At 50.1% G+C, this 19,082-nt stretch carries 19 protein-coding genes and 2 pseudogenes; 3 read left to right on the forward strand and 18 right to left on the reverse strand.

Features of this window, described 5'->3' with window-relative positions; translation table 11 throughout:
- Window positions 1-228 precede the first annotated feature (228 nt).
- On the forward strand, window positions 229-900 hold the full coding sequence (locus NNN64_RS06150; RefSeq protein ID WP_271440819.1) for an SOS response-associated peptidase: 672 nt from the start codon (window positions 229-231) through the stop codon (window positions 898-900).
- A gap of 175 nt (window positions 901-1,075) precedes the next feature.
- On the opposite strand, the gene NNN64_RS06155 is transcribed toward NNN64_RS06150, so the two are convergent.
- Window positions 1,076-1,462, reverse strand: a complete 387-nt coding sequence (locus NNN64_RS06155) for a hypothetical protein (RefSeq protein WP_271440820.1) — start codon at window positions 1,460-1,462, stop codon at window positions 1,076-1,078.
- Between the two features lie 95 nt (window positions 1,463-1,557).
- A pseudogene (locus tag NNN64_RS06160) lies at window positions 1,558-1,866 on the reverse strand (HumD family translesion DNA polymerase).
- A gap of 65 nt (window positions 1,867-1,931) precedes the next feature.
- Here NNN64_RS06160 and NNN64_RS06165 point away from each other — a divergent pair.
- Window positions 1,932-1,997: pseudogene (locus NNN64_RS06165) on the forward strand (DinI family protein); the annotation flags it as partial.
- Window positions 1,998-2,101: 104 nt separating this feature from the next.
- On the opposite strand, the gene NNN64_RS06170 reads toward NNN64_RS06165, so the two are convergent.
- The 9 genes from NNN64_RS06170 to NNN64_RS06210 all read right to left on the reverse strand — a co-directional run bounded on the left by NNN64_RS06170 (window position 2,102) and on the right by NNN64_RS06210 (window position 10,882).
- The gene (locus tag NNN64_RS06170) at window positions 2,102-3,319 is read right to left on the reverse strand and encodes a tail fiber domain-containing protein (protein WP_271440821.1); all 1,218 of its coding nucleotides are present in this window, start codon (window positions 3,317-3,319) and stop codon (window positions 2,102-2,104) included.
- Window positions 3,320-3,384: 65 nt separating this feature from the next.
- Entirely contained in the window at window positions 3,385-3,615 is a 231-nt protein-coding gene (gene cor, locus NNN64_RS06175; RefSeq protein ID WP_271440822.1) for a phage exclusion lipoprotein Cor, read from the reverse strand.
- 108 nt (window positions 3,616-3,723) lie between these two features.
- Entirely contained in the window at window positions 3,724-4,386 is a 663-nt protein-coding gene (locus NNN64_RS06180; protein ID WP_271440823.1) for a hypothetical protein, read from the reverse strand.
- 327 nt (window positions 4,387-4,713) lie between these two features.
- A complete protein-coding gene (locus NNN64_RS06185) occupies window positions 4,714-7,923 on the reverse strand; it encodes a host specificity protein J (protein WP_271440824.1) in 3,210 nt (1,069 codons plus the stop codon).
- 53 nt (window positions 7,924-7,976) lie between these two features.
- The gene (locus NNN64_RS06190) at window positions 7,977-8,345 is read right to left on the reverse strand and encodes a hypothetical protein (protein ID WP_271440825.1); all 369 of its coding nucleotides are present in this window, start codon (window positions 8,343-8,345) and stop codon (window positions 7,977-7,979) included.
- Between the two features lie 79 nt (window positions 8,346-8,424).
- Complete coding sequence (locus tag NNN64_RS06195; RefSeq protein WP_271440826.1) at window positions 8,425-9,018, reverse strand: tail assembly protein; 594 nt, start codon at window positions 9,016-9,018, stop codon at window positions 8,425-8,427.
- Window positions 9,006-9,737: a C40 family peptidase gene (locus tag NNN64_RS06200; RefSeq protein WP_271440827.1), complete on the reverse strand. Its 732-nt coding sequence runs from the start codon at window positions 9,735-9,737 to the stop codon at window positions 9,006-9,008. The genes NNN64_RS06195 and NNN64_RS06200 overlap by 13 nt, the downstream gene beginning before the upstream one ends.
- Window positions 9,738-9,749: 12 nt before the next feature.
- On the reverse strand, window positions 9,750-10,523 hold the full coding sequence (locus tag NNN64_RS06205; RefSeq protein WP_271440828.1) for a phage minor tail protein L: 774 nt from the start codon (window positions 10,521-10,523) through the stop codon (window positions 9,750-9,752).
- 8 nt (window positions 10,524-10,531) lie between these two features.
- Complete coding sequence (locus tag NNN64_RS06210) at window positions 10,532-10,882, reverse strand: phage tail protein (protein WP_271440829.1); 351 nt, start codon at window positions 10,880-10,882, stop codon at window positions 10,532-10,534.
- A gap of 191 nt (window positions 10,883-11,073) precedes the next feature.
- Here NNN64_RS06210 and NNN64_RS06215 point away from each other — a divergent pair, with 191 nt between their 5' ends.
- Window positions 11,074-12,687: a DUF4041 domain-containing protein gene (locus NNN64_RS06215; protein WP_271440830.1), complete on the forward strand. Its 1,614-nt coding sequence runs from the start codon at window positions 11,074-11,076 to the stop codon at window positions 12,685-12,687.
- A gap of 60 nt (window positions 12,688-12,747) precedes the next feature.
- On the opposite strand, the gene NNN64_RS06220 is transcribed toward NNN64_RS06215, so the two are convergent.
- From NNN64_RS06220 to NNN64_RS06250, 7 genes are all read right to left on the reverse strand, one after another.
- Entirely contained in the window at window positions 12,748-13,230 is a 483-nt protein-coding gene (locus NNN64_RS06220; protein ID WP_271440831.1) for a hypothetical protein, read from the reverse strand.
- Between the two features lie 102 nt (window positions 13,231-13,332).
- The gene (locus tag NNN64_RS06225) at window positions 13,333-16,380 is read right to left on the reverse strand and encodes a phage tail tape measure protein (RefSeq protein ID WP_271440832.1); all 3,048 of its coding nucleotides are present in this window, start codon (window positions 16,378-16,380) and stop codon (window positions 13,333-13,335) included.
- The gene (locus NNN64_RS06230; RefSeq protein ID WP_136391998.1) at window positions 16,380-16,667 is read right to left on the reverse strand and encodes a DUF1799 domain-containing protein; all 288 of its coding nucleotides are present in this window, start codon (window positions 16,665-16,667) and stop codon (window positions 16,380-16,382) included. The genes NNN64_RS06225 and NNN64_RS06230 overlap by 1 nt, the downstream gene beginning before the upstream one ends.
- Window positions 16,668-16,684: 17 nt before the next feature.
- Window positions 16,685-17,023, reverse strand: coding sequence for a phage tail assembly chaperone (locus tag NNN64_RS06235; RefSeq protein WP_271440833.1), 339 nt, complete (start codon window positions 17,021-17,023; stop codon window positions 16,685-16,687).
- A 41-nt stretch (window positions 17,024-17,064) separates the two neighbouring features.
- On the reverse strand, window positions 17,065-17,997 hold the full coding sequence (locus NNN64_RS06240) for a phage tail tube protein (RefSeq protein WP_271440834.1): 933 nt from the start codon (window positions 17,995-17,997) through the stop codon (window positions 17,065-17,067).
- A gap of 46 nt (window positions 17,998-18,043) precedes the next feature.
- Complete coding sequence (locus tag NNN64_RS06245; protein ID WP_271440835.1) at window positions 18,044-18,493, reverse strand: phage tail terminator-like protein; 450 nt, start codon at window positions 18,491-18,493, stop codon at window positions 18,044-18,046.
- The gene (locus NNN64_RS06250; RefSeq protein WP_271440836.1) at window positions 18,483-19,082 is read right to left on the reverse strand and encodes a hypothetical protein; all 600 of its coding nucleotides are present in this window, start codon (window positions 19,080-19,082) and stop codon (window positions 18,483-18,485) included. The genes NNN64_RS06245 and NNN64_RS06250 overlap by 11 nt, the downstream gene beginning before the upstream one ends.

Here is a 19,082-nt window from a genome sequence, read left to right on the forward strand (position 1 = left end):
CAATCACAGGCAATATGAGTCATTTCATCGCCCCAAATCATGCCCCTAACTGATTTTTGCCCCCAAATTTGCCCCCAAAAAAGTAACAATGGGTAGTGGTTTATCGGCCATATAACAGCCTCGAAAAGGTAGCAAAACGTAATGGAATATTAGTGGTGTGGAGGTTCAAATACTCTCGTACTAACCAATATCCTATACTTTCAGTCTGACAGTTAACTGGAGGTTTCTATGTGTGGACGCTTTTCACAGTCAATGACACGTGAAGACTATCTCGCCCTGCTCTCAGATGAAGCTGAGCGCGATATTCCATACGATCCAGAACCCATCGGGCGTTTCAACGTAGCGCCAGGCACCAAAGTTCTGCTTCTGAGTGAACGTGATGAACAACTGCATCTTGATCCAGTTATCTGGGGTTACGCCCCTGGGTGGTGGGATAAATCACCGCTAATTAACGCAAGGTCTGAAACTGCGGCCACCAGCAGAATGTTTAAACCGCTCTGGCAGCATGGCCGCGCAATTTGCTTTGCTGATGGTTGGTACGAGTGGAAAAAGGAAGGCGATAATAAACAGCCCTACTTCATTCATCGGACCGATGGTCAGCCAATATTCATAGCGGCAATTGGCAGCACACCATTTGAACGAGGTGATGAAGCAGAAGGTTTTCTGATAGTTACAGCTGCAGCTGACAAAGGACTGCTTGATATTCACGACAGGCGACCGCTAGTACTATCGCCAGATGCAGCTCGCGAATGGATGAGGCAGGATGTTGGAGGGAAAGAAGCTGCGGAAATTGCAGTCGACGGTGCCGTGCCGGCTGAAAAATTTATATGGCACGCCGTAACACGTGCCGTTGGGAATGTTAGGAATCAAGGACCAGAGTTAATAGACGCTATCCGTTGATACAGCGTGAGAAAATGCCTGTTTTGAGCGAGAGGCAGAAGTTCGTAACCATAACCACATCGTGTGTATCACTAACGATTCATTGTATATCATCATCCATGAGCAGATCCAAGTCACATAGTTCGTGGCTTTTCACCTGATGAGCACTGTCATTAAGGTAAATTGAACCAGTAAACTACTGGCCTACATTATGGGAGACCAATGCCTGACACCTGTCTGATACTTGCCGAGATAGTGCAAGGGAAAAATCACGAGTGATGTCATCCGGTACTCCCTTCATTGGGATATTTAAACCGCTAAGGATTTCTTTTTCCAGTTTATCGCATTCGCTATATGCTCCTTTACTGGCGGTATCAAGAATCACACCCTGCATCTTATCGATCAATTCATCATTTAATTCGGCTGCTTCCTGCGCACTTGGCCCATTATCAATACGTAACAGTGCATTTATGGCATTCTGCCGTTCAATTTGTTCCGCAGTGATGAAATTACTTTCGTTACTTCCGTATGCAGCGCCAGCTGTGAAAATCAGAGTAAGGAATACTGCGTTAATCACTTTCATGTTATTTCTCAGTTTTGTCGATAGTATATAGTGCTCTATTACTGTGTCGATTGTAAATCCTGAGCACATCGACTTTACCGTAAAATTTCAGCGATTCACATCACTGGGCAGTCATCAAACTCCGCGTTCCTGGCATCATTAATAATGTACGTGATCACCCCGAATATAGCGGGTGCAGAACTGTAACCGTCATCATCTACTGGCAGCGCCTCCCTTCTCCCGTTCTCCAGATTAACCAGGTGGGGCTGAGGATGAGTCCGATATCGCTTGATCCTGAACTCTCCGTCTATCGCGCATATCAGCAGCGAGCCATCGCATGGCGATAAGGATTAATCGATAATCAGAAGCGCACCGTTCAGTATCCCTTCACGATAATACGAAGCCGCAGGTGATGGGATTCCCATGTCGGCACCCTCTCTTGAATACCGGATAGAAATACAGCACAAAAACTGCATATACATCCAGCAATGAGCAGATAAGCCGTACTGTTCAGGAAATGTTTGAAGAGGCTGAGTTCTGGCTGGTTTCAGACTAAGAAATGGCGCTGCTGTCCTGGATAAATATAATCTGCGACGACTGGTGGCTATTTGTTGCCAATCGCCGCAACTACTCCTGTCAGAGCTTCGCATTCAATCAGGTTCACTGTGAGCTACCCATATTCTTTAGAATGCTAATTTCTCGCCTCAACTCCTGAACAACCACGACCAGATCTGCAATGACTGCGCGGTCATCAACATTCATCACTGCAAAGTCATCACCGTTTTCATCTGTCGCCGTACCGCCGAAAAATGTGTAGCGATCATCTATGTTTGTCATTTGCTGCGCCAGGAAACCGCGACGCCGTATATTGCTCCCTTTATAGCAATATTCCATAACACCAATTTGGTCTATACGTTCGCCCGCTCCGTCAGAAGCAGGTTCAAAGCCATACTTAATACGTACATCTGATCCATTCCACTGTACAGATCCGTTTCTTCCATTGATGTTTCCATCCTCAACAAAAGCAAAGTTGGCAGCTACAGAAGCATCGCTGGTTATCTGGATTAGGGCGCGGCGGATAGAACCACCATCGAAATTGGCAAAGAACTGGGCTTCACACCTGCTGGTGTCGTTAGTAGCAATTCTTGATACTAATAATGGCCCTTGTGTATTAGCTAATGACCCATCGGGAACATTTTTAATCATGCCAATATTGGCATTACCAGTAGCTGAGCTTGTGAATAAACCACCAGTAAACACCTGAGGTGCAGACCAGGCGTTAGCTCCGCTCAGTAGCGGGATCGAATTACCACTGGTTCCGATACTGGTAGTGGCTGCACTGGTTAATTCCAAACCGGTGCGTGCAGTCGCTGGATTGTTCCCTCCCGTGCCTCCTTGAGTAACACTTAACGGCGTCGTCAGCCCTGTAAGGCTGGTAATATCTGAGTTGTTCCCTTTTTTAGCCTTGTCACTGACGCTGTTTATTAACTTTTTCGCTGATGGTCCTGTTGTCTGGCTGGTATCAGGGAGCGTAATGGTTACATCACCATCTGCAGTGAAAAATTGCTGCCAGTTCTGTTTGTCGTAGTTCAGGCCGCGAAGCGCCTCCGCGCTCTGGGTCACCAGCGCGGCAGTAACCATATTCTGTGCCACACGTGGAACTGCTGACCATGCTGCACCCGATTGCGTGGGACCGGTAAAGTTACTGGCCAGCGTCAGCCCCGTATTGCTTTCGATTGTTTTGACCGGGAGCGTATACGAGATGCCGCCTACAGTAGCAACAACAAAATCGCCTACCGCGAGTTCGGTAGTAAATGAAGTCCCTGCCCCTGATACCTGGGCAGAGTTATTCGTCAGGGTGAGTGTTCCTGCTGACATAGATTTTTCCTGAATTTAGATAATAAAAAACCCTGCCGGAGCAGGGTTCGATATTCATAATTTGATTACTGACATGTGGTACGTGTGAAATTAGTCTTACTGACCCATTTCCAGTTAAACGGGTAGCCAGCCTGATATTGTGTCTGGTTTGCAACCTTGCGGACACCATAAATAGAAACAGCCGTTTTCTGACCACCAACTATTGCGGTTGCAGTGCATACTGGCGATTGTCGTTCGAGAATACCAGAGCATGCAGACAAGGCTAAAACCGCAGGGATAATTAATAAAGTTTTCATATTTTCACTCAACGTGAGTTATTTATAATGAAAATAACAACAGCATGTAATAATAGATAATTGATTTAACAGATCGTTTTAATGATATTGATCGTCAGAAACGATCAATTAATCATAAATATCAACTCTGGTGATAATGACATTCCCATGCCCGTTGGTAAATCCAAGCCCTGACACTCCTGTCGAGGAGCCACCATCACTGTAAGCAACTATCCGTGTGCCCGCCCCCTCACCGCACGCTATGACGCGTATATTCGACTGCCAGGGGCGCGGTAACGGGTCATTAATAACCCCGACAGCAATCCCCAGATACTCAGGTACAACACCCCACTTGCCTGATTTTAAGATATTAGTATTAATCCCGTTATCTGACGCCGTTCCGACGCCCCCTACTTTTTCCAGGTCGGATAAGGTTCGGGTCTCGTTGGTTAAAATGCAGGTTCTGGATGCATCCCAGATGGCGAGACCATAATCAGGCAACGACTGCGGGAATATAGAGAAGAAATAAACGTCCATCCGCGTACCGACTGCGGCATTGCGCAATGATATCGTGCAGGTTCCGTTGGCAATATCTGACCATAGCGCCCCCTGGCCAGTGGTATAGACAAACGGGATTATAGGCTGACTGACATCATAACTTTGTGTTACTGACGTGATTGTGGACGCCGTTGCAACGGTAACGCTTTTCTTCACAAACAGCGCCAGAGGAATGCTTTCCGGGCTAACCCATACTTCACCGGATGATGTTGCTAATAAAACCCCGTATGACATATCACCCCTTCTCTATGGTAATGACCAGGAATGCGCGGGCTGCCTGGAATGTATCGGCGGCGTACTCCGTATCGCCGGCAGCGGACACTGTTATCGTATTACCTGACACGCTAACTCTGCGTCTGCCACTACCCATCCCTCCGGAGCTCGTCTCCGATGCGTTTGCGACGTGGTAATAATTTAACTTTAAGCCTGGCGGCAAAGGGACAGTCCATGAACCTGACTTCTGCCCATTGGCTAATACTTGCGTCCCGTATACCGAAACAGGCTTTATGCCATAGTTATTAGGGACGCCGCTCGCGTTCCATGTTTGTACGCCCCATACCATCAGAACACTCCCGTTATTTTTCCAATTTGTACACGGAGAACGCCATTCCCGTCCTTAACGCTCTGGGTTGTGTTGGTGATTTTCATTGCCCCCTCACCGGCCACAGCCCCATTAACCTCAAACGTTCCGTCTGATTTCATGATGGTTCCCGTTTGCCCCTGTACATAATTTGCAGACCGTAGTTCACCAATTTTTGCCAGCGTTATATTTCCGTACTGGATAAACGCATCACTGATAAAGACCTGACCATTGACCACCGCAAAGGGTGAATATTGCGTATCACCGCTACCACTCATCAGGACAAACTGATTAGCATTAAACCCGACACGGGTGACTACCGGCTTACCCGCGTCAGCCAGCACTGCTATCGACATCCCGGCGTTATACATCACGCCGTTAATACGGACACCGGTTTTGAGGGTATAAATCGCAGATGCCCCGGTAGCGTCAACGACAGCGGTGAGCTTATCTTCCAGTGCGGCGGTCACGCCATTAAACTGGGCCTGCACCTGCGTGGACATTTCCGCCATAGCCTGACTCACATCGGCGATCGTGGTTTTCACCACCAGAATGTCTGCGCGGACCTCGCCGTACTGCGCAAACTGATGTTCAACGGTTCCATGGTTGGCCAGCGCATTCTGCAGAATACCTTCAAGGTTGGTATTAATATCCCCCGTAAGACGGTCGCCATCAGCAGATGTCAGGAAGTCATCAGCGATATCACCAAGATAATCATCGGCGTTATCGTTGGACATACCGCGAACCCAGTCCGTCCAGTCACTCTGATTACCAATGCGGTCAATCAGACGAGCCCGATACCAGAATTCAACGCCAGCCTTTAAGCCCAACTGGGTATATGTGTGTTGCGGATACGGAACACCGGCAAGCAACAGAGGGTTATCTCCATTACCATTCACTGAATACTGCAGTTCGGTCTGGAGGGTGTCGCCTGTATCTGCCGGGAAGGACCAGTCGATCTGTATGCCCCAGTTAATGGCAGTGGTACGCAGACCAACGGGTTTTGGTACATCCCCCGCACGCCCAGTAAGGTGTGTCAGGACAGAAGAGGCCCACAAACTGGACGCTCCACCGGAGTTAATGGCGCGGACTCGCACGAGGTAATCGCCTGAGAAAATCCCGGAAACCTCTATATTGCGCAAGCCTGTTTCGGGAATATTGATCCACTCATTATTACCGCGTTTCCACTGTACCTGGTAAGCAACGATATCTGCCTGAGGTTTCCCGTTTTTATCTACTGGCGCATCCCAACTCGCAACCATGGTGGCGATACGTTGCCCCTGACGAACGGAATCATAGCTGCTGATCGTGATATTCATCGGTTGCCCCACCAGGCCTGTCGGTATCAGGCTAATCGGTGGAGTATCCAGCCGGGCGTTGTTATCAACGGCATCATATTTCGCCCCGTTGTATTCTGCGCCGGTGATGGTATAGGTGTTCTCCTCATCGTTAAATGTCAGATTGGTGACGCGGAAATACTGAAGTCGCAGCTGACCAGCATCGATAACAAAAATGGCATTTGGTAATGGTTCAGCGGTAAACGACATCGCCAGTATCAGTTGCTGACCGTTAACCGCCTGAATGATCCGACTCTCAACAATGCCGCCTTTGGTTCGAATCATCAGCGTATCCCCAGCGACCGCACTTGTTCCGCGATCAGTAGTTACTGATTTCAACCCTGAATTGTAATCAGTGATACGTCCACCATAGACACGACCAGACAGCCGTTCATCGGCAAAAGCGAACACAGTACCAGGAACGTATGCGAATCCATCCAGCCCGGTCTGAACACTGATAATGCGGTCCAGAGAATTGGAGTACACTGCCCAACCACCTCGGCGCTGTGCTTCGCTTTCACGTGTACAGCCAATGGCCGTCAATTGCGTCTGCTTAAACTTGAACTGCTTAACCAAATCGGGAAACATCACTGCCGTTGTGCGGTCCTGATAGTGGTTATCCGGATCGCTAAAGTTAATCAACGCTGAGCTATAGCGGTTCTTCTCACTACCACTGGAATAGGTCGGTTTCCCGACCACTGAGGCGCGCGTGAGGATCTGGAGTTTTGAGGTATCTGCCGGCATATCCGAGACAACATTGAACATATTGTTGCCCCAGAACGTCATACCATTGAAACCGGCAGCGATGTCCTTAATCACCTGCCAAGCATCGGCCTGTGACTGGATATAGGCATCAAACATAAATCGCGGTTCTGTCCCGCTGCCACCCTTCCCGTCTGGCACTTTCTGATCGCAGCGCTGGGCGATACGGTAAAGCTCCCATTTGTCGAGCATATCCATCGATACACGACGACCTAGACCAAAACGAGGTTCGGTCAGTGCATCGAACCAAATCCATGCAGGGTTATTGGTCCATCCCCATTTGAAAGTACCGTCCCATGAGCCACCGTATGTGCGTGCAATCGGATCGTAATTCTGGGGGATACGGATTATCCTTCCTTTCGGCTTACACGAAATCTTCGGGATGTTGCTGAAAGCTTTTGCATTAAATGACACATACAGCAGCGCGGTGTGAGGATAACGCAGACGAGCGTCTATCACCTCAGTGATAGCCTGCACCTGGGTTTTGTTCTGAAGCATCTGGCTGGTGCTGTCATCAGTATCGCGAACAACCCGGATTTGCCAGCCGGTGTTTGCTTTCGGCAGATTAATACGATGGGTGATCTCGTACAGTGAACTTAGCTTCTCCGTAACCGTTTTGGTCATCACCGTAGAATACGCGCCACCATCAACGGCGAGATCAATATGGTATTGCACGGTTGTACCAACGATATCACCATCATTTTCCTGCTGCTGAAGTCCTGGAATACCAATGCGCACCAGTACGGCATCGATCTGGGTATTGCTGATAGCTCGAGTCCATGGGGTGACTTTCGTCAGCGAAACACCAATGCTGGTTTCATTTTCAACTGCCGGGAATCCGGGGATTGGTGTCTGAACCTGAGTGCCAGGACGAAAATCCCAGGATACATTCTCAAAATTCATTGAGCCGTCGGCATTGCCCAGCGGTGTGCCATCCAGGAATATGCGCGTAGCGTCCAACCCACCTGCAAACTCACCTTCCCCGAGCGCCAGAAGCATGCGGCAGCGAGCCATTGATTGCGCAGAGTCCGGCTGTTCTACAGGTGTATGCTGTTTTTGGCTACCACCCTTCGCACCAGTAATCGTTGCCATATTGCATCCATAAAAAAACCCGCCGAAGCGGGTTGGAGTTTTCTGAGGTTATATTATTCAAAATACGTTATTGAGACTATTTTGTAATTGTACGTATGATCGGCTCCGGGCTTTTCCACATGGGTGATGATTTCCCCTGGATGTAACTGCCTTCCAAGTACATCAATTGTTGAATTATATTTCTGATAATCTCTACCCCAGTCCATTCTTAGGCATTTCTCATCGTCAGCAATTTTACTGACAAATGAATAATCACCTGGCGGAAGAGAACCGTGTCCATATCCTGTTATTACGCCATAAACCCGGTTTTCAGGTTTGATATGTCCATTTGCCCCTATCGCTGCAACAAATTCTAGGGTAGAACTGAGAATGATATCGTTTTCCGGCTTGCACCATTCTGCAATTATTTTGATGGCTGGCATCTATGTTTTTCCTTTAATGAAATGCCAAAGAAAGTAGCATAGTACTTTACTGATTGACCATGACCTATGATGCTGAAATCTAAATGTCCTCAGCAACAATACCGGCACTAATGATGGCGCCGCCAATCTCGCGCTCACCGTAGAGCACCGCTACCGGGTTACCCATGGCAAGAGTGTTTACCGAACCACCGAAAGCATAGCTGGGTTTGTTATCGGGGTCATCTCGTCCCTGTAGCCCTTTGGGCTGTGGAGAAAGCATCTGATAGATACCTCCGGCCATCATGCCGATACCAGCGGATATCATGGCACCACCTACAGGGGAAGCCCAACCATACGAAAGACCAGTTACCACGATACCTGCAACTATCATTACAGCCCCCAAAATTGTCTGGAAAACCCCCGCCTTCTTAGAGCCTTCCATAATCGGCGCAATACGGATGTCGCTCGTGCCGGAAAGCTCTTTGTAGTCCTCTATCCCTATGTTTCGCTTTCCACGGAATACTGCGAATGTCATGCCGTTCTGTTGTGCATTGCGGAGATACTCTTCCAGCCCGTCAAAGTTCACGCATAGTGCCTTTACCGCCTCCGCTGACGTCTGTACTGCCATTTTATGCACCCGGCCAAATCGAGCCCCTAATGCGCCATACAGGCGAATCGTTGTTAACCGCGCCATGGTTTTATCTCCTGAGGTAAGTTTTTATGTCGGACGCATATCATCGTCCGGTCTTTGAAATAGCCACGCACATACGGAGTAATGGAGGAGGGCTGTCCATACAGATGGTGAAGCAGTTCACCTTCCTCGGTGAGAATTCCCGCATGATTCCACTTTCCGGATTCAACCTGCATGATGACCATGCAACCAGGCGCAGGATCGCACTCGACGAACCCTTCCTGCTCCCAGTTATCGAAGTAGAGGTTGTCCGGATACTGGCTTTCCCACCAGGGGTACTCGACGCGGAAATCGGTCAGCGTTACTCCCTGAGTAGCATGCCAATCCATTATCAGCCCCCAGCAATCGTGCGAGCCAAGGATGAATGGGCGACCAATTAGCGGGATGGAGCCCGGTGTTATCTCGGCATATTCATCACAGTCTGGCGCGTAGACACCCCAGACCACACCGGACTGGTTGCACTGCTGCCGGTCAAGGTCTGATGGGATAGCTCTGGCACCATCGCCTGGGTGCGAGTGAATCACGCGGATAATAGTGCCGATGTCTTCAGCATTCGCCCACTGCTCAGCATCGATGCGGAAATGCTCTGTCGGATTATCGTGGCTATTCGGTACCGGGAAGTAACGCTGACGCCGTCCTGACTGAATGACAAAGCCGCAGCACTCGCGTGGCGATTCCTCCAGAGCATGCTTCCGGATGGCATTCATTATCGTTTTGTTCATTTTGAAGTCCGGTTATCGGGAGAAGAGAACAGTTGCCGGGAACCCACCAAAATCAAGAATAGCAGCGTTTGGCTCAGCCAGCCCCGCGCCAAAGCGCTTGCGGCAATCGCTCAGACAGCCGCCGCATACATCGAGCGCAGGGTCAGCGACCGAATTCCCCTTCGCATCAAAATACACCGTGCCGTTGTAGGTGCAGCCGTCTCCGCTACGGTATTGGCCGCGCAGCGACCACTCACAGAGTGATGTGATCTGTCGGGTGGGAATAACCATGTTCTGCAAATCCGCCGGGCTAGTCAGCGTCCAGGAGACCACCTCATCATCCTCTGAGGTTTTCATGTCCAGCCAGAAAGTCTGAAGTGTATACATCGTCGGATCTGCTGTCTGGTTTATGCCCCCGGGGAAGTTGGCCGCATCAAGATAAACAGCATAGGTATCGATGATGCTCACCTTCGCATTCACCATGTCTTTAAATTGCAGACAGAGCGCAGTGATATGACCATCGAGATTAGACATGCTCAGCTTCGGTTCTGCAGTCTGGTCGGTTGACAGTGCAAGATCGTAAATCTGGAAGGGCCAGAAATCGAAGATTTTTCCATCCCAGATGATGGGTTTTGGTCCTAGCTTTGCCTCATCGCCGTTCGCAGCATCAATCTCGGCGGGAGAATGAGGAAATGGTGAATAATGGAAGCGGTGAATACCGCCGCTGAACTCTGAAGCATCTACTTCAACCAGCCGGACTCTACCGCCCGGCACCAGCATTGCAGCTGTATCAATCAGTACTGTCATGCTCCACCTCAGGCATAGACGCCATAGGCACGCTTAATCGTGAATGTCAGCTCAGCGAATTTGCTGCTGAGTTGGTTTTTACGTACAGAGTCGGACACCACCCGATACAGCCCCATCTCCTCGCCAGGCGGCGTGATGACAAATGCTTTAACGGTATGCGCCAACAGGAAGTCGCGAACAGTATTCACTTCAGAGTCAGCACCCACATGCTTCATCGGTACCTGAATGGCGGTAGAGTTAATGCCGTTCTCGGCTACCTGCTCATAACCATCACCGAATTGCGCAGACCGTATCGTTTGACTGTATTCGACAGCACCCGCACCGAGCTGCGAGTGCCAGTTGTAGGTATCTACTGCCATTTTTACTCCATAAAAAACCCATCCGGAGCTGGGTTAAAAGTTAGGTTATTTATTTGGCTAATGAAAAATTGACTTGAAACAACGTCATTGAAAAAAGAATTAGTTACTTCACATATATAAAATGATGAAATATGCGACACTCCGTCGATATTTTTATCCATCATAGCTAACCAATTCACAGGGATAGTTTAATGAATATTGTGCATTATGCAGCCATTGGAGCTGTAGCTTTCGTAGTTGTTCTAACGATTTTGGTGATTAACATTATTAAATTAAAGTCAGCCAGGGCTGATGCAGCAGAAAAGGCAGCAAAACTTGAGCGCTACGCGACAATCACCAATGCTGAAACAGAAGCTGAGCGAATCGTGAATGCAGCTAAGCAAACCGCAGAAGAGTTAATTATTGATTCGCAAAACAACCTTGACGAAGCAAAAGCTGTGGCAGCCAAAACTATTGCAGCCAGTGAAAAAGATGCAAAATCTATAACTCAGCGTGCGGAGGATATTCTATCAGATGCTCGTTTAGCAGCTAAGCGAATGAACACAGAAGCGCTGACTGCTGTAGAAACACAAAGAGTCAAGCGTACAGAAATTGAGAAGCAGATTGATGAGCTGCGCAAATCCTATCGTGAGAAAAAAATCACTTACGATGAGTTGGAAGAAGCACTATCAATCTATAAAGATGATATGGAATTTGCCGACATGGGGTTCTATGCACCACACTTCGATTTTGAAACATCGGCCAGTTTTCAGGATGCGATCAAGGCATGTCGCGAACGACAAAAAAATCTGCTACGTGACAAAACTGAATTTGGCGCAATACATTGCCCTACTGAATGGACGGTAGGTGGCTCTAAAAGTGAAGGTCGGAAAATGACCACTCGCGGCATTCAGATGACAGCACGTGCATTCAATGGTGAATGTGATGCAGCTATTGCAAACTGTACATTTAAAAACGTTTATCAAATGGAGCAAAGAATTTATAAAGCATTTGATGCCTTGAATAAGATGAATGAGGTTAACCAGATTTATATCAATCGTGCTTTTTTAGATTTGAAGCTAGATGAACTTCGACTTACACATGAATATCGTTTAAAAAAACAAGAAGAAAGAGAAGAACAACGTGAAATCCGCGCTCAGATGGCTGAGGAGAAGCGAGCTCAAGCCGAAATTGATCGTGCACTTCGAGAGGCTGAAGATGAAGAACGTCGCGCCAAAAAAGCGTTGGATAAAGCCCGTAAAGAAATGGAATCGAAGCTAGCCCAAATGACAGCTGAGCAAGTAGAGAAGCACCAAGCGAAGGTATCCGAACTAGAGCATGCCTTAGAAGAGGCGTTGTTGAAAGGTCAAAAAGCTCTTTCAATGGCTCAGCAAACTAAACGCGGCCATGTGTACGTTATTTCTAATATTGGTTCGTTTGGTGATGATGTTTTTAAAATAGGAATGACGCGTCGACTTGATCCTCAAGATCGAGTCGACGAACTGGGTAGTGCATCAGTCCCATTCCTATTCGATGTTCATGCAATGATTTTCAGTGAAGATGCCCCAGCAATGGAAAGCATGCTCCATCAGCGTTTCAATGAGCAACGCACTAACCTAGTTAATAAGCGTAAGGAGTTTTTCAATGTAAAATTGAGCGATATCAAAGATGCTGTATTTGAGATCGCAGGAAATGATGTAGATTTTATCGAAACAGCAACTGCTCAGCATTACTATGAAACAAAGGCAATTCGTAAGCAGAAAGCGGATATCATTTCAGTTGTTCCTCAAGAGGAAAAACTACCTAGATTTGCGGACGCAATATAACATTTCAATGGCAAATTTAAGGGCGATTTTTTATCGCCCTTTTATATTAAAAGTAATTAGTTACATGTTTTTGTAATAACCGACTTTAGAATCGAAACTCTGCTTAGATAGTGGCGTTTGGCTTGTCACATAAGCCTCCCAAGAGCTGTACGCCTCAACAAGCGCGCGCTTTTCATCTGCATTAATGGTGCTCGCTTTCATCCACTCGAAAGCACCTGATGCCATTTGCTTCCGCTTATCTTTTCTTGCTGCCCCACACGATGCAATGGAGTCGGCTACAGAATCACTCCACCCAACCAACTGCAGGATCTCCAACCTCTTTTGAATCACGAACTGATCCGCAGACGCATTCCGTGCCTGAGTCGACAGGTATTCAGCAAACTCCATTTTGTTCTTTGGGGCCTGAGAGGGGTTATCAATATTTACATCACACTTCGAAAGCTCATCATACTTGGCTTGTTTTTGTTCGTTATTGCCTGAACCATTCCCGGCACACGCAGAAAGAGCCATTGCTAACACAACAGTCGTGAAGACCTTTTTCATTATCATCCCCTGATTAGTATGGTTTTGAGCATAATAACCAAGGGATGCTGTGGTGTAACCAGGTGCGGGTGATATTACTGTCTCAGGATCAGAGTCAGACTACTACTTTGACTGGAACTGCCTGCCAAGCAACCCATCGCTGCGGGCGGCTCTCGCCAGGATCTCAGTCACTTTAGCTTCGATTTCCTTTCCTAAAGCCCTCGCGGCGGCATTCCCATCTCCAGATGTGGTTGATGATGCGTTGCCCTTGTTGTCCACATAGATGTCTATGTTGACCTGCGGTTGCGTACCCCCTCCACCTTGCGCCCTAACACCAAGCCGCCCGGCGGAATCTCGCGTCAGCGGCATGATCGCCTCTGCTCCGGCCTCTGCAAAAACACCGCCTTTAGCAAACTTTGACGCACCCTGAAAGGTAAAATACTGAGGTGAGTCGTATACCCCGTTTACGTACTGATGTAGGCCTTGTGACTCATACACCCCACCTTTTGCGTTCGGGGCAAATGACGGAACCGCGAAGGATTGCCCAGCACCCGCCGAAGCGCTAGAGCCACCACTAATCCACCCCATGGCCGCCTGCAAGGTGTATGCGACCATAAGCCTGTTGGTAACATCCAGGATCATCCTGAGCATGGACTTGCCGAACTCTTTTATCGATGCCTTTCCTGTCATCATGAGGTCGGTAAGCATGTCAGATAGCCCGGTCAAAGTTGAACCGGCAACACCTTTCACAGCGTCGTATGTATTTGTCGCTGCTTCCAGATACTCATTCCACCCACTAACGGCGCCATCCTTCCAATCACCGCGCAGCTTATCCTCTTCGGCATAGTAACTTCGAAGCGCTGCCAGCTCTTTCTCGTAGCCAGCATCTTCAAGTTTTCCGCCGCCGTTCAGCCATCCCTGACGTAGCTGAGCCTCCTCAGTCATTCGTTGAGCCATGCGGCTACTCAAGCCAGACCCGCTTCTGAGTGCCCCGGACTTCTCTGTCATCTGTGTGACGTACTTGTTAGCCTGCTTTGCCAGGCTGTTAATCTTCTGCTGGGCCTCTACTTCCTTGTTTTTCTGATCCACAACCTTGGCTGCGTTCAGAATGGCTTCACGGCTCGACAGGAGAGATTTCTCCTGCGCGGTGAGGGCCCGGGTTTTGGCAGCCACATCCAGCTCAGCAAAGTGGGATTGCTGTTTGCTGAACTCAGTATTTTTGGCGTGCGTTTCCCCAGTCTGACGCAGGGTCTCGAGGGTTTCCGTTAACGTTCTGGCCTGTGCCCGGTAGTTCTCAAGGGTGCGATCGCCTGCATCGAGTGTTGCTTTCGCTTCTTTGGTCTTTTTGGCTGAGTCTTCGGCTAATTTCGAAACCGCATTCCTGGACTCGCGGCTGGTACCACCGTCCCCGGAAACTCCTGCCCCCTTTGCTTCAGCCTCATAATTGGCCTGGGCATTAGGAGCGGAAACACGTTCCAACAACTTGTTGTAACGCTTTTTATTCTCGGCGATCTGTTTATCTGCTTCTGCCCCGGCCTTTTTCATTGCCTCGACGTCCATACCGAGGAAATTAGCTAATGCCCCGCCGCCAGGTATCTTTTCTGCCCACCCAGCAACAGTACCAGTGAATTTGGCATCCAACGATGTGATATTGAGAAACAGGTCTTTTATCGACGCTTCTACCAAGTTGAAGATATCGATCACCTGGTTCCCCCAGGCACGGACAGTAATACCAATATCCCGGAAGTTGTCGGATGCGCTTTTTTTCAGCGTATCCCATACTCTGCCGATGTTATCAGTAGCCTTGTTCGTTTCTTCAGCGCGCCTGGACATAACATCAGCGTAAAGCTGAATGGCCTCTGCTACGGCAGCCTCTTCACCCTTCTGCTTACGCAACTGGATGATGTGCTTCATCATGGCTTCATCAACAAAGCCATATTGCTCATTCAGGCTGGACAGCCCTTTCACCGGGTCGCTGACAATCTTGCCGAAGTCGGACATCGCCGTTTTAGTGTCACTGCCAGCCTTACCCATCAGGGTGATGGACGTGGCGATCTGCTTCATCTGGCTGGCGGTATATTTACCAGTGTCATTCAGCGTAACCAGCGTATCTACTGTGGAACTGATGGATGTATTCGTCTTGCCGGCCACCTCTTCAGCAGCCTCATTTAGCTGCTGCATTGAGGCGAAGCCAGCGCCGCCCATCATGATGACCGATCGCGCCACCTGGTCGAATTGCTCGGATGAATTGTACGCGGCGGCAGCCAAGAGTCCGATCGTACCAATCAGACCGGCCAGAGCGATCGTGGTTGGGTTAATCATCCCGACCATGCTGCGGATGTATTCACCAACACCCGACAGCGCGCCCTGTACTGAGCCAAACTGGTCTTTAATTTGCCCGCCCTGCTGGAGCAGAATCAGGAACGGAGACTGCCCACCAGCTAGCTGTGTGGCGATATCGGTGAACTGTGCAGGAAGTGTGCGCATCGCGGCGCTGTACTGACCCACGGAGATACCGGCACGACGCGCCGCTGCCTCCTGGCGGGATAGTGCCTCTGGCAGCACGTCGGCCACACCGGTGAGTCGCTCACGCGTCTGGTTCAGGATGGTGTTGAAGTGCTCGAATTGAGCACTATTGATGCGCCCTGACTCGAAATGCGCCACCAGCTGAGCGTGCTGTTCATCCAGCGAGTTGAATGCCCGGATCGTCGGGTCGATGGAACCCAGGAGGTTTTTCAGCGCTGCGGATTGTTTCTCGGAGGCCTGGGTGGCTGCCAGTTCTGCCTGCGCTTTCGCCGCAGCTTCGCCAGTGTCGGTCAGCTTTAGGCGGGTGTCATCGAGGATTTTGTTGTAGTACTGGAAATCGTCGGTATCCAGTAAGCCTTTAGTCTGGAAGTTACGCAGCGCGGCCTGCTGTTCATCAAGCCTGTTCAGTGCCTTGTTTACCGGGTCGATATTATCCAGCAGACCTTTGAGTGCTTCTCGCTGCTCCCGAATTCCCTCTGCGCCTTCCTGAGCTGATGGTTTTACCCGTTTCGCCGCATTAGCCAAAGCATCAGCACCTGCTACCGCACCCGCAGCAGCCTCATTCAGTTTATCCAGTTCATTGCTGGCCGTTTTCAGCTCAGAAACATCAGCCCGCAAAGTAATCGAGGCGATTTGGTCAGACATTATTTCGTCTCCTTGTGCATTACTTTGAGAGCCTCGCTTTCCATGACTTGAAGGTCAGCCATGCAGGCCGCCGCATCTTTTACCCCGTGTAGTTCAAAAATCCAGGGGAGAACGTTGTAATCAAGACCGGTCGCACCACTCGCGCCGACGCGCCATTGGGTAGCCAGCGCGGAGAAGACGGTGAAGGCCTCCCATATGGATGGCAGTATCCTCACCTCCTCTTCGACGTCCTCAGGCGTTAAACCAAAAGCACTTAGCTCCGCCAGAGTCGGCCCTGGCGTATACAAAGCTGCGGCGACCTGTCTCAGTTTTTTTCGCGGATGCCCATCAGCTCTTTGGTGTAGGCCAAGCCGATGCTGTCGAACGCACGAGGGTAGTTTTTCAGAAGGACAACCACGTTTTCGCGGTTGAATTCGTCCGGTAGCGCCCAGCCATCGACGATCTCCATCAGATAGTCAGCCTGCGGTTCGACGGGGGCTTTTTTACCTTCAGCTGATTTCTGCAACTTCTCATCCATTACGCGCAGCTCTTCGAGCGTCTTATGGCGAAAGGTGAAGGTCAGTTTGCCGTCTTCAGCGCCGGCGCGCGGGATGCTGGCGGTTACGGAAAAGGTAGGATTCGGGATCAGAGAGAATTTGGTCATGAAGTTATCTCAGAATGGCCCGGCGAACCGGGCATCATTGGTTAGCTGATAGTGACAACGCACGCAGCAGATGTGATGGTCTTGCCTGCGGCGTCGGTGACTTCGCAGGTGTAAGAGCCAGCATCACCGGATGCCACAGACGGGATGTTGAACGTCGAGGCCGTTTTGCCCGGAATGGCTGTGCCCCCCTTCTTCCACACGTAGGTGTAAGGCGCTGAACCACCCTGCATGACCACAGCCAGGTCCAGTGCTGCGCCAGTAGCAACAGATTGTGTTGGGGGCAGGTCGGTCAGGAACGCCAGCGGCACAGCGGAGGAATCAGCGATCGGGTAAATCTGCATATCCGATTCGAAGTTCATGCGCGCTTCGTTGCTTTCTACGGCATTGATTTCGGTACGTGGTACCTTCTGGAAGGACACTTTGGCAGAGTAGTAGCGATCAGCTTTACCGCGTGGGTTATGGAACCATACCGCCGTAGTATCGCTCGACTCGTCGAGTTCAATCAGGCGCTTGTAGATAGCCAACTGCGGGTCATGAGCGAAAGTGTAGACCTGCACCACGGCGTTTTTAAACGTCGGGATAGTACGAGCCTTATCATCCTCCAGGAACTGGATGCTGATGGTCTGCTGGTCGCCACCTTCGGTAGATAAGGTCATGACCTGAGGCATGGTGATCCACGAATCGATTTTACGCAGCGTACCCGCACCGGTACCTGCCGGAAATTTCGTGGTATCGGTGGTATCGAACGCTTCCAGCACGATTTTAGTACCGGTGACTGATTTGACGCGCACCACCATGTTGTCGAGCTTCAGCCAGCCAGAGCTGACCTGGACGACATCACCCGCGAGGATGCCAGCCGCAGAGGCAACGGTCAGTTCGCATTCCGTTGCATTGGATGCCGCTGTGAAGACAATCGGCGCAAGATAGGCCTTGGCCACGTTTACACGCGACCCATTGGGGATTGCGAATGCCATTGCATTCTCCTGAATTTAGGTAATAAAAAACCCGCCGAGTGACGGGTCAGTAATCAGCGCGGTATTGCATGCTGATGGGGATGGTATAGGTTATGGAGCCGCTGCTGCCGTTTGGTGCAGATGTCGGACGGTCCTGTATTGGTGAACGAATCTGTGGCGGCCCGTTGATGTAAGTCGTGAGGTCACCATCCACCAGCGGTAGCCCTTCGGGGAAAGCGTCAGCGATGTACTGAGCCAGTCCTCTGGCCTGAGTCACGCCGCTACCCGCCGGAGCGATGATGTTGAGCTGGAGAATGCCCTGATATGTTCGCAGTTGGCCTTCCATATCTTGCCCAACTGTTTGAGCCGGCAAGATGTAAACGCGCCCGTACGGCGCATTATCCGGAGGGGTGAACGCGATGTTCGGCCAGGCGACAGGCAGACCGAGCGATGAGCAGATAACCGCGACACGGCTTTCCAGCAGGTCAGCGATCCGCATTGACTGTTCACCGACCATTTCGCACCTCGCTCATTGCCTCACGGAACAGCTGCGCGGCATCCAGCGCAGTTATACCAACCATGCCGCCAGGCGCCTGTCCAGAATGCCCATTCTCCAGGGCTACGGCATAAGGCAGGTTATTGGTGAAGTAAATCGAATTAACCTGCCCTACCCGGAACACCTCGAGCACCGTCATTCCACGTGAGTTAGAACCCTGCCCGGACGCATCTGGCGTCTCGTTCGATTCGGTTGGCTGACTATCAAATCCCACGTACCAGTTATTTTTGAAACGGCCTCCAACATACCCGTCAGGCTTTTTGATATCCATCGAGTCATTAACACGCAGCCCGCGCTTAAGTCGCCCTGACTTTGTGAGGTTGTCCGGGTCATCACGCAAAGCCGCGTTATGTTCCCGAACCGCAGTGTTGTAAGAGGTTGCCGTCTGGTTCACCTGCCAGATATCCGGCTGCCCGACGGGGGACATATCCACCAGCCGTCCGAGTATTTTGATACCTGTCCGGCGCACCACCTGGTCTATGTCCTCCTTTGAGCCATCGACGAACAGCTGAATAGCAGCCAGGAACGGCTGATTAGCAGTGTCAGCCAT

Origin of the sequence: Citrobacter sp. Igbk 14 (genome assembly GCF_028069825.1) — a bacterium.
Classification (GTDB): domain Bacteria; phylum Pseudomonadota; class Gammaproteobacteria; order Enterobacterales; family Enterobacteriaceae; genus Citrobacter.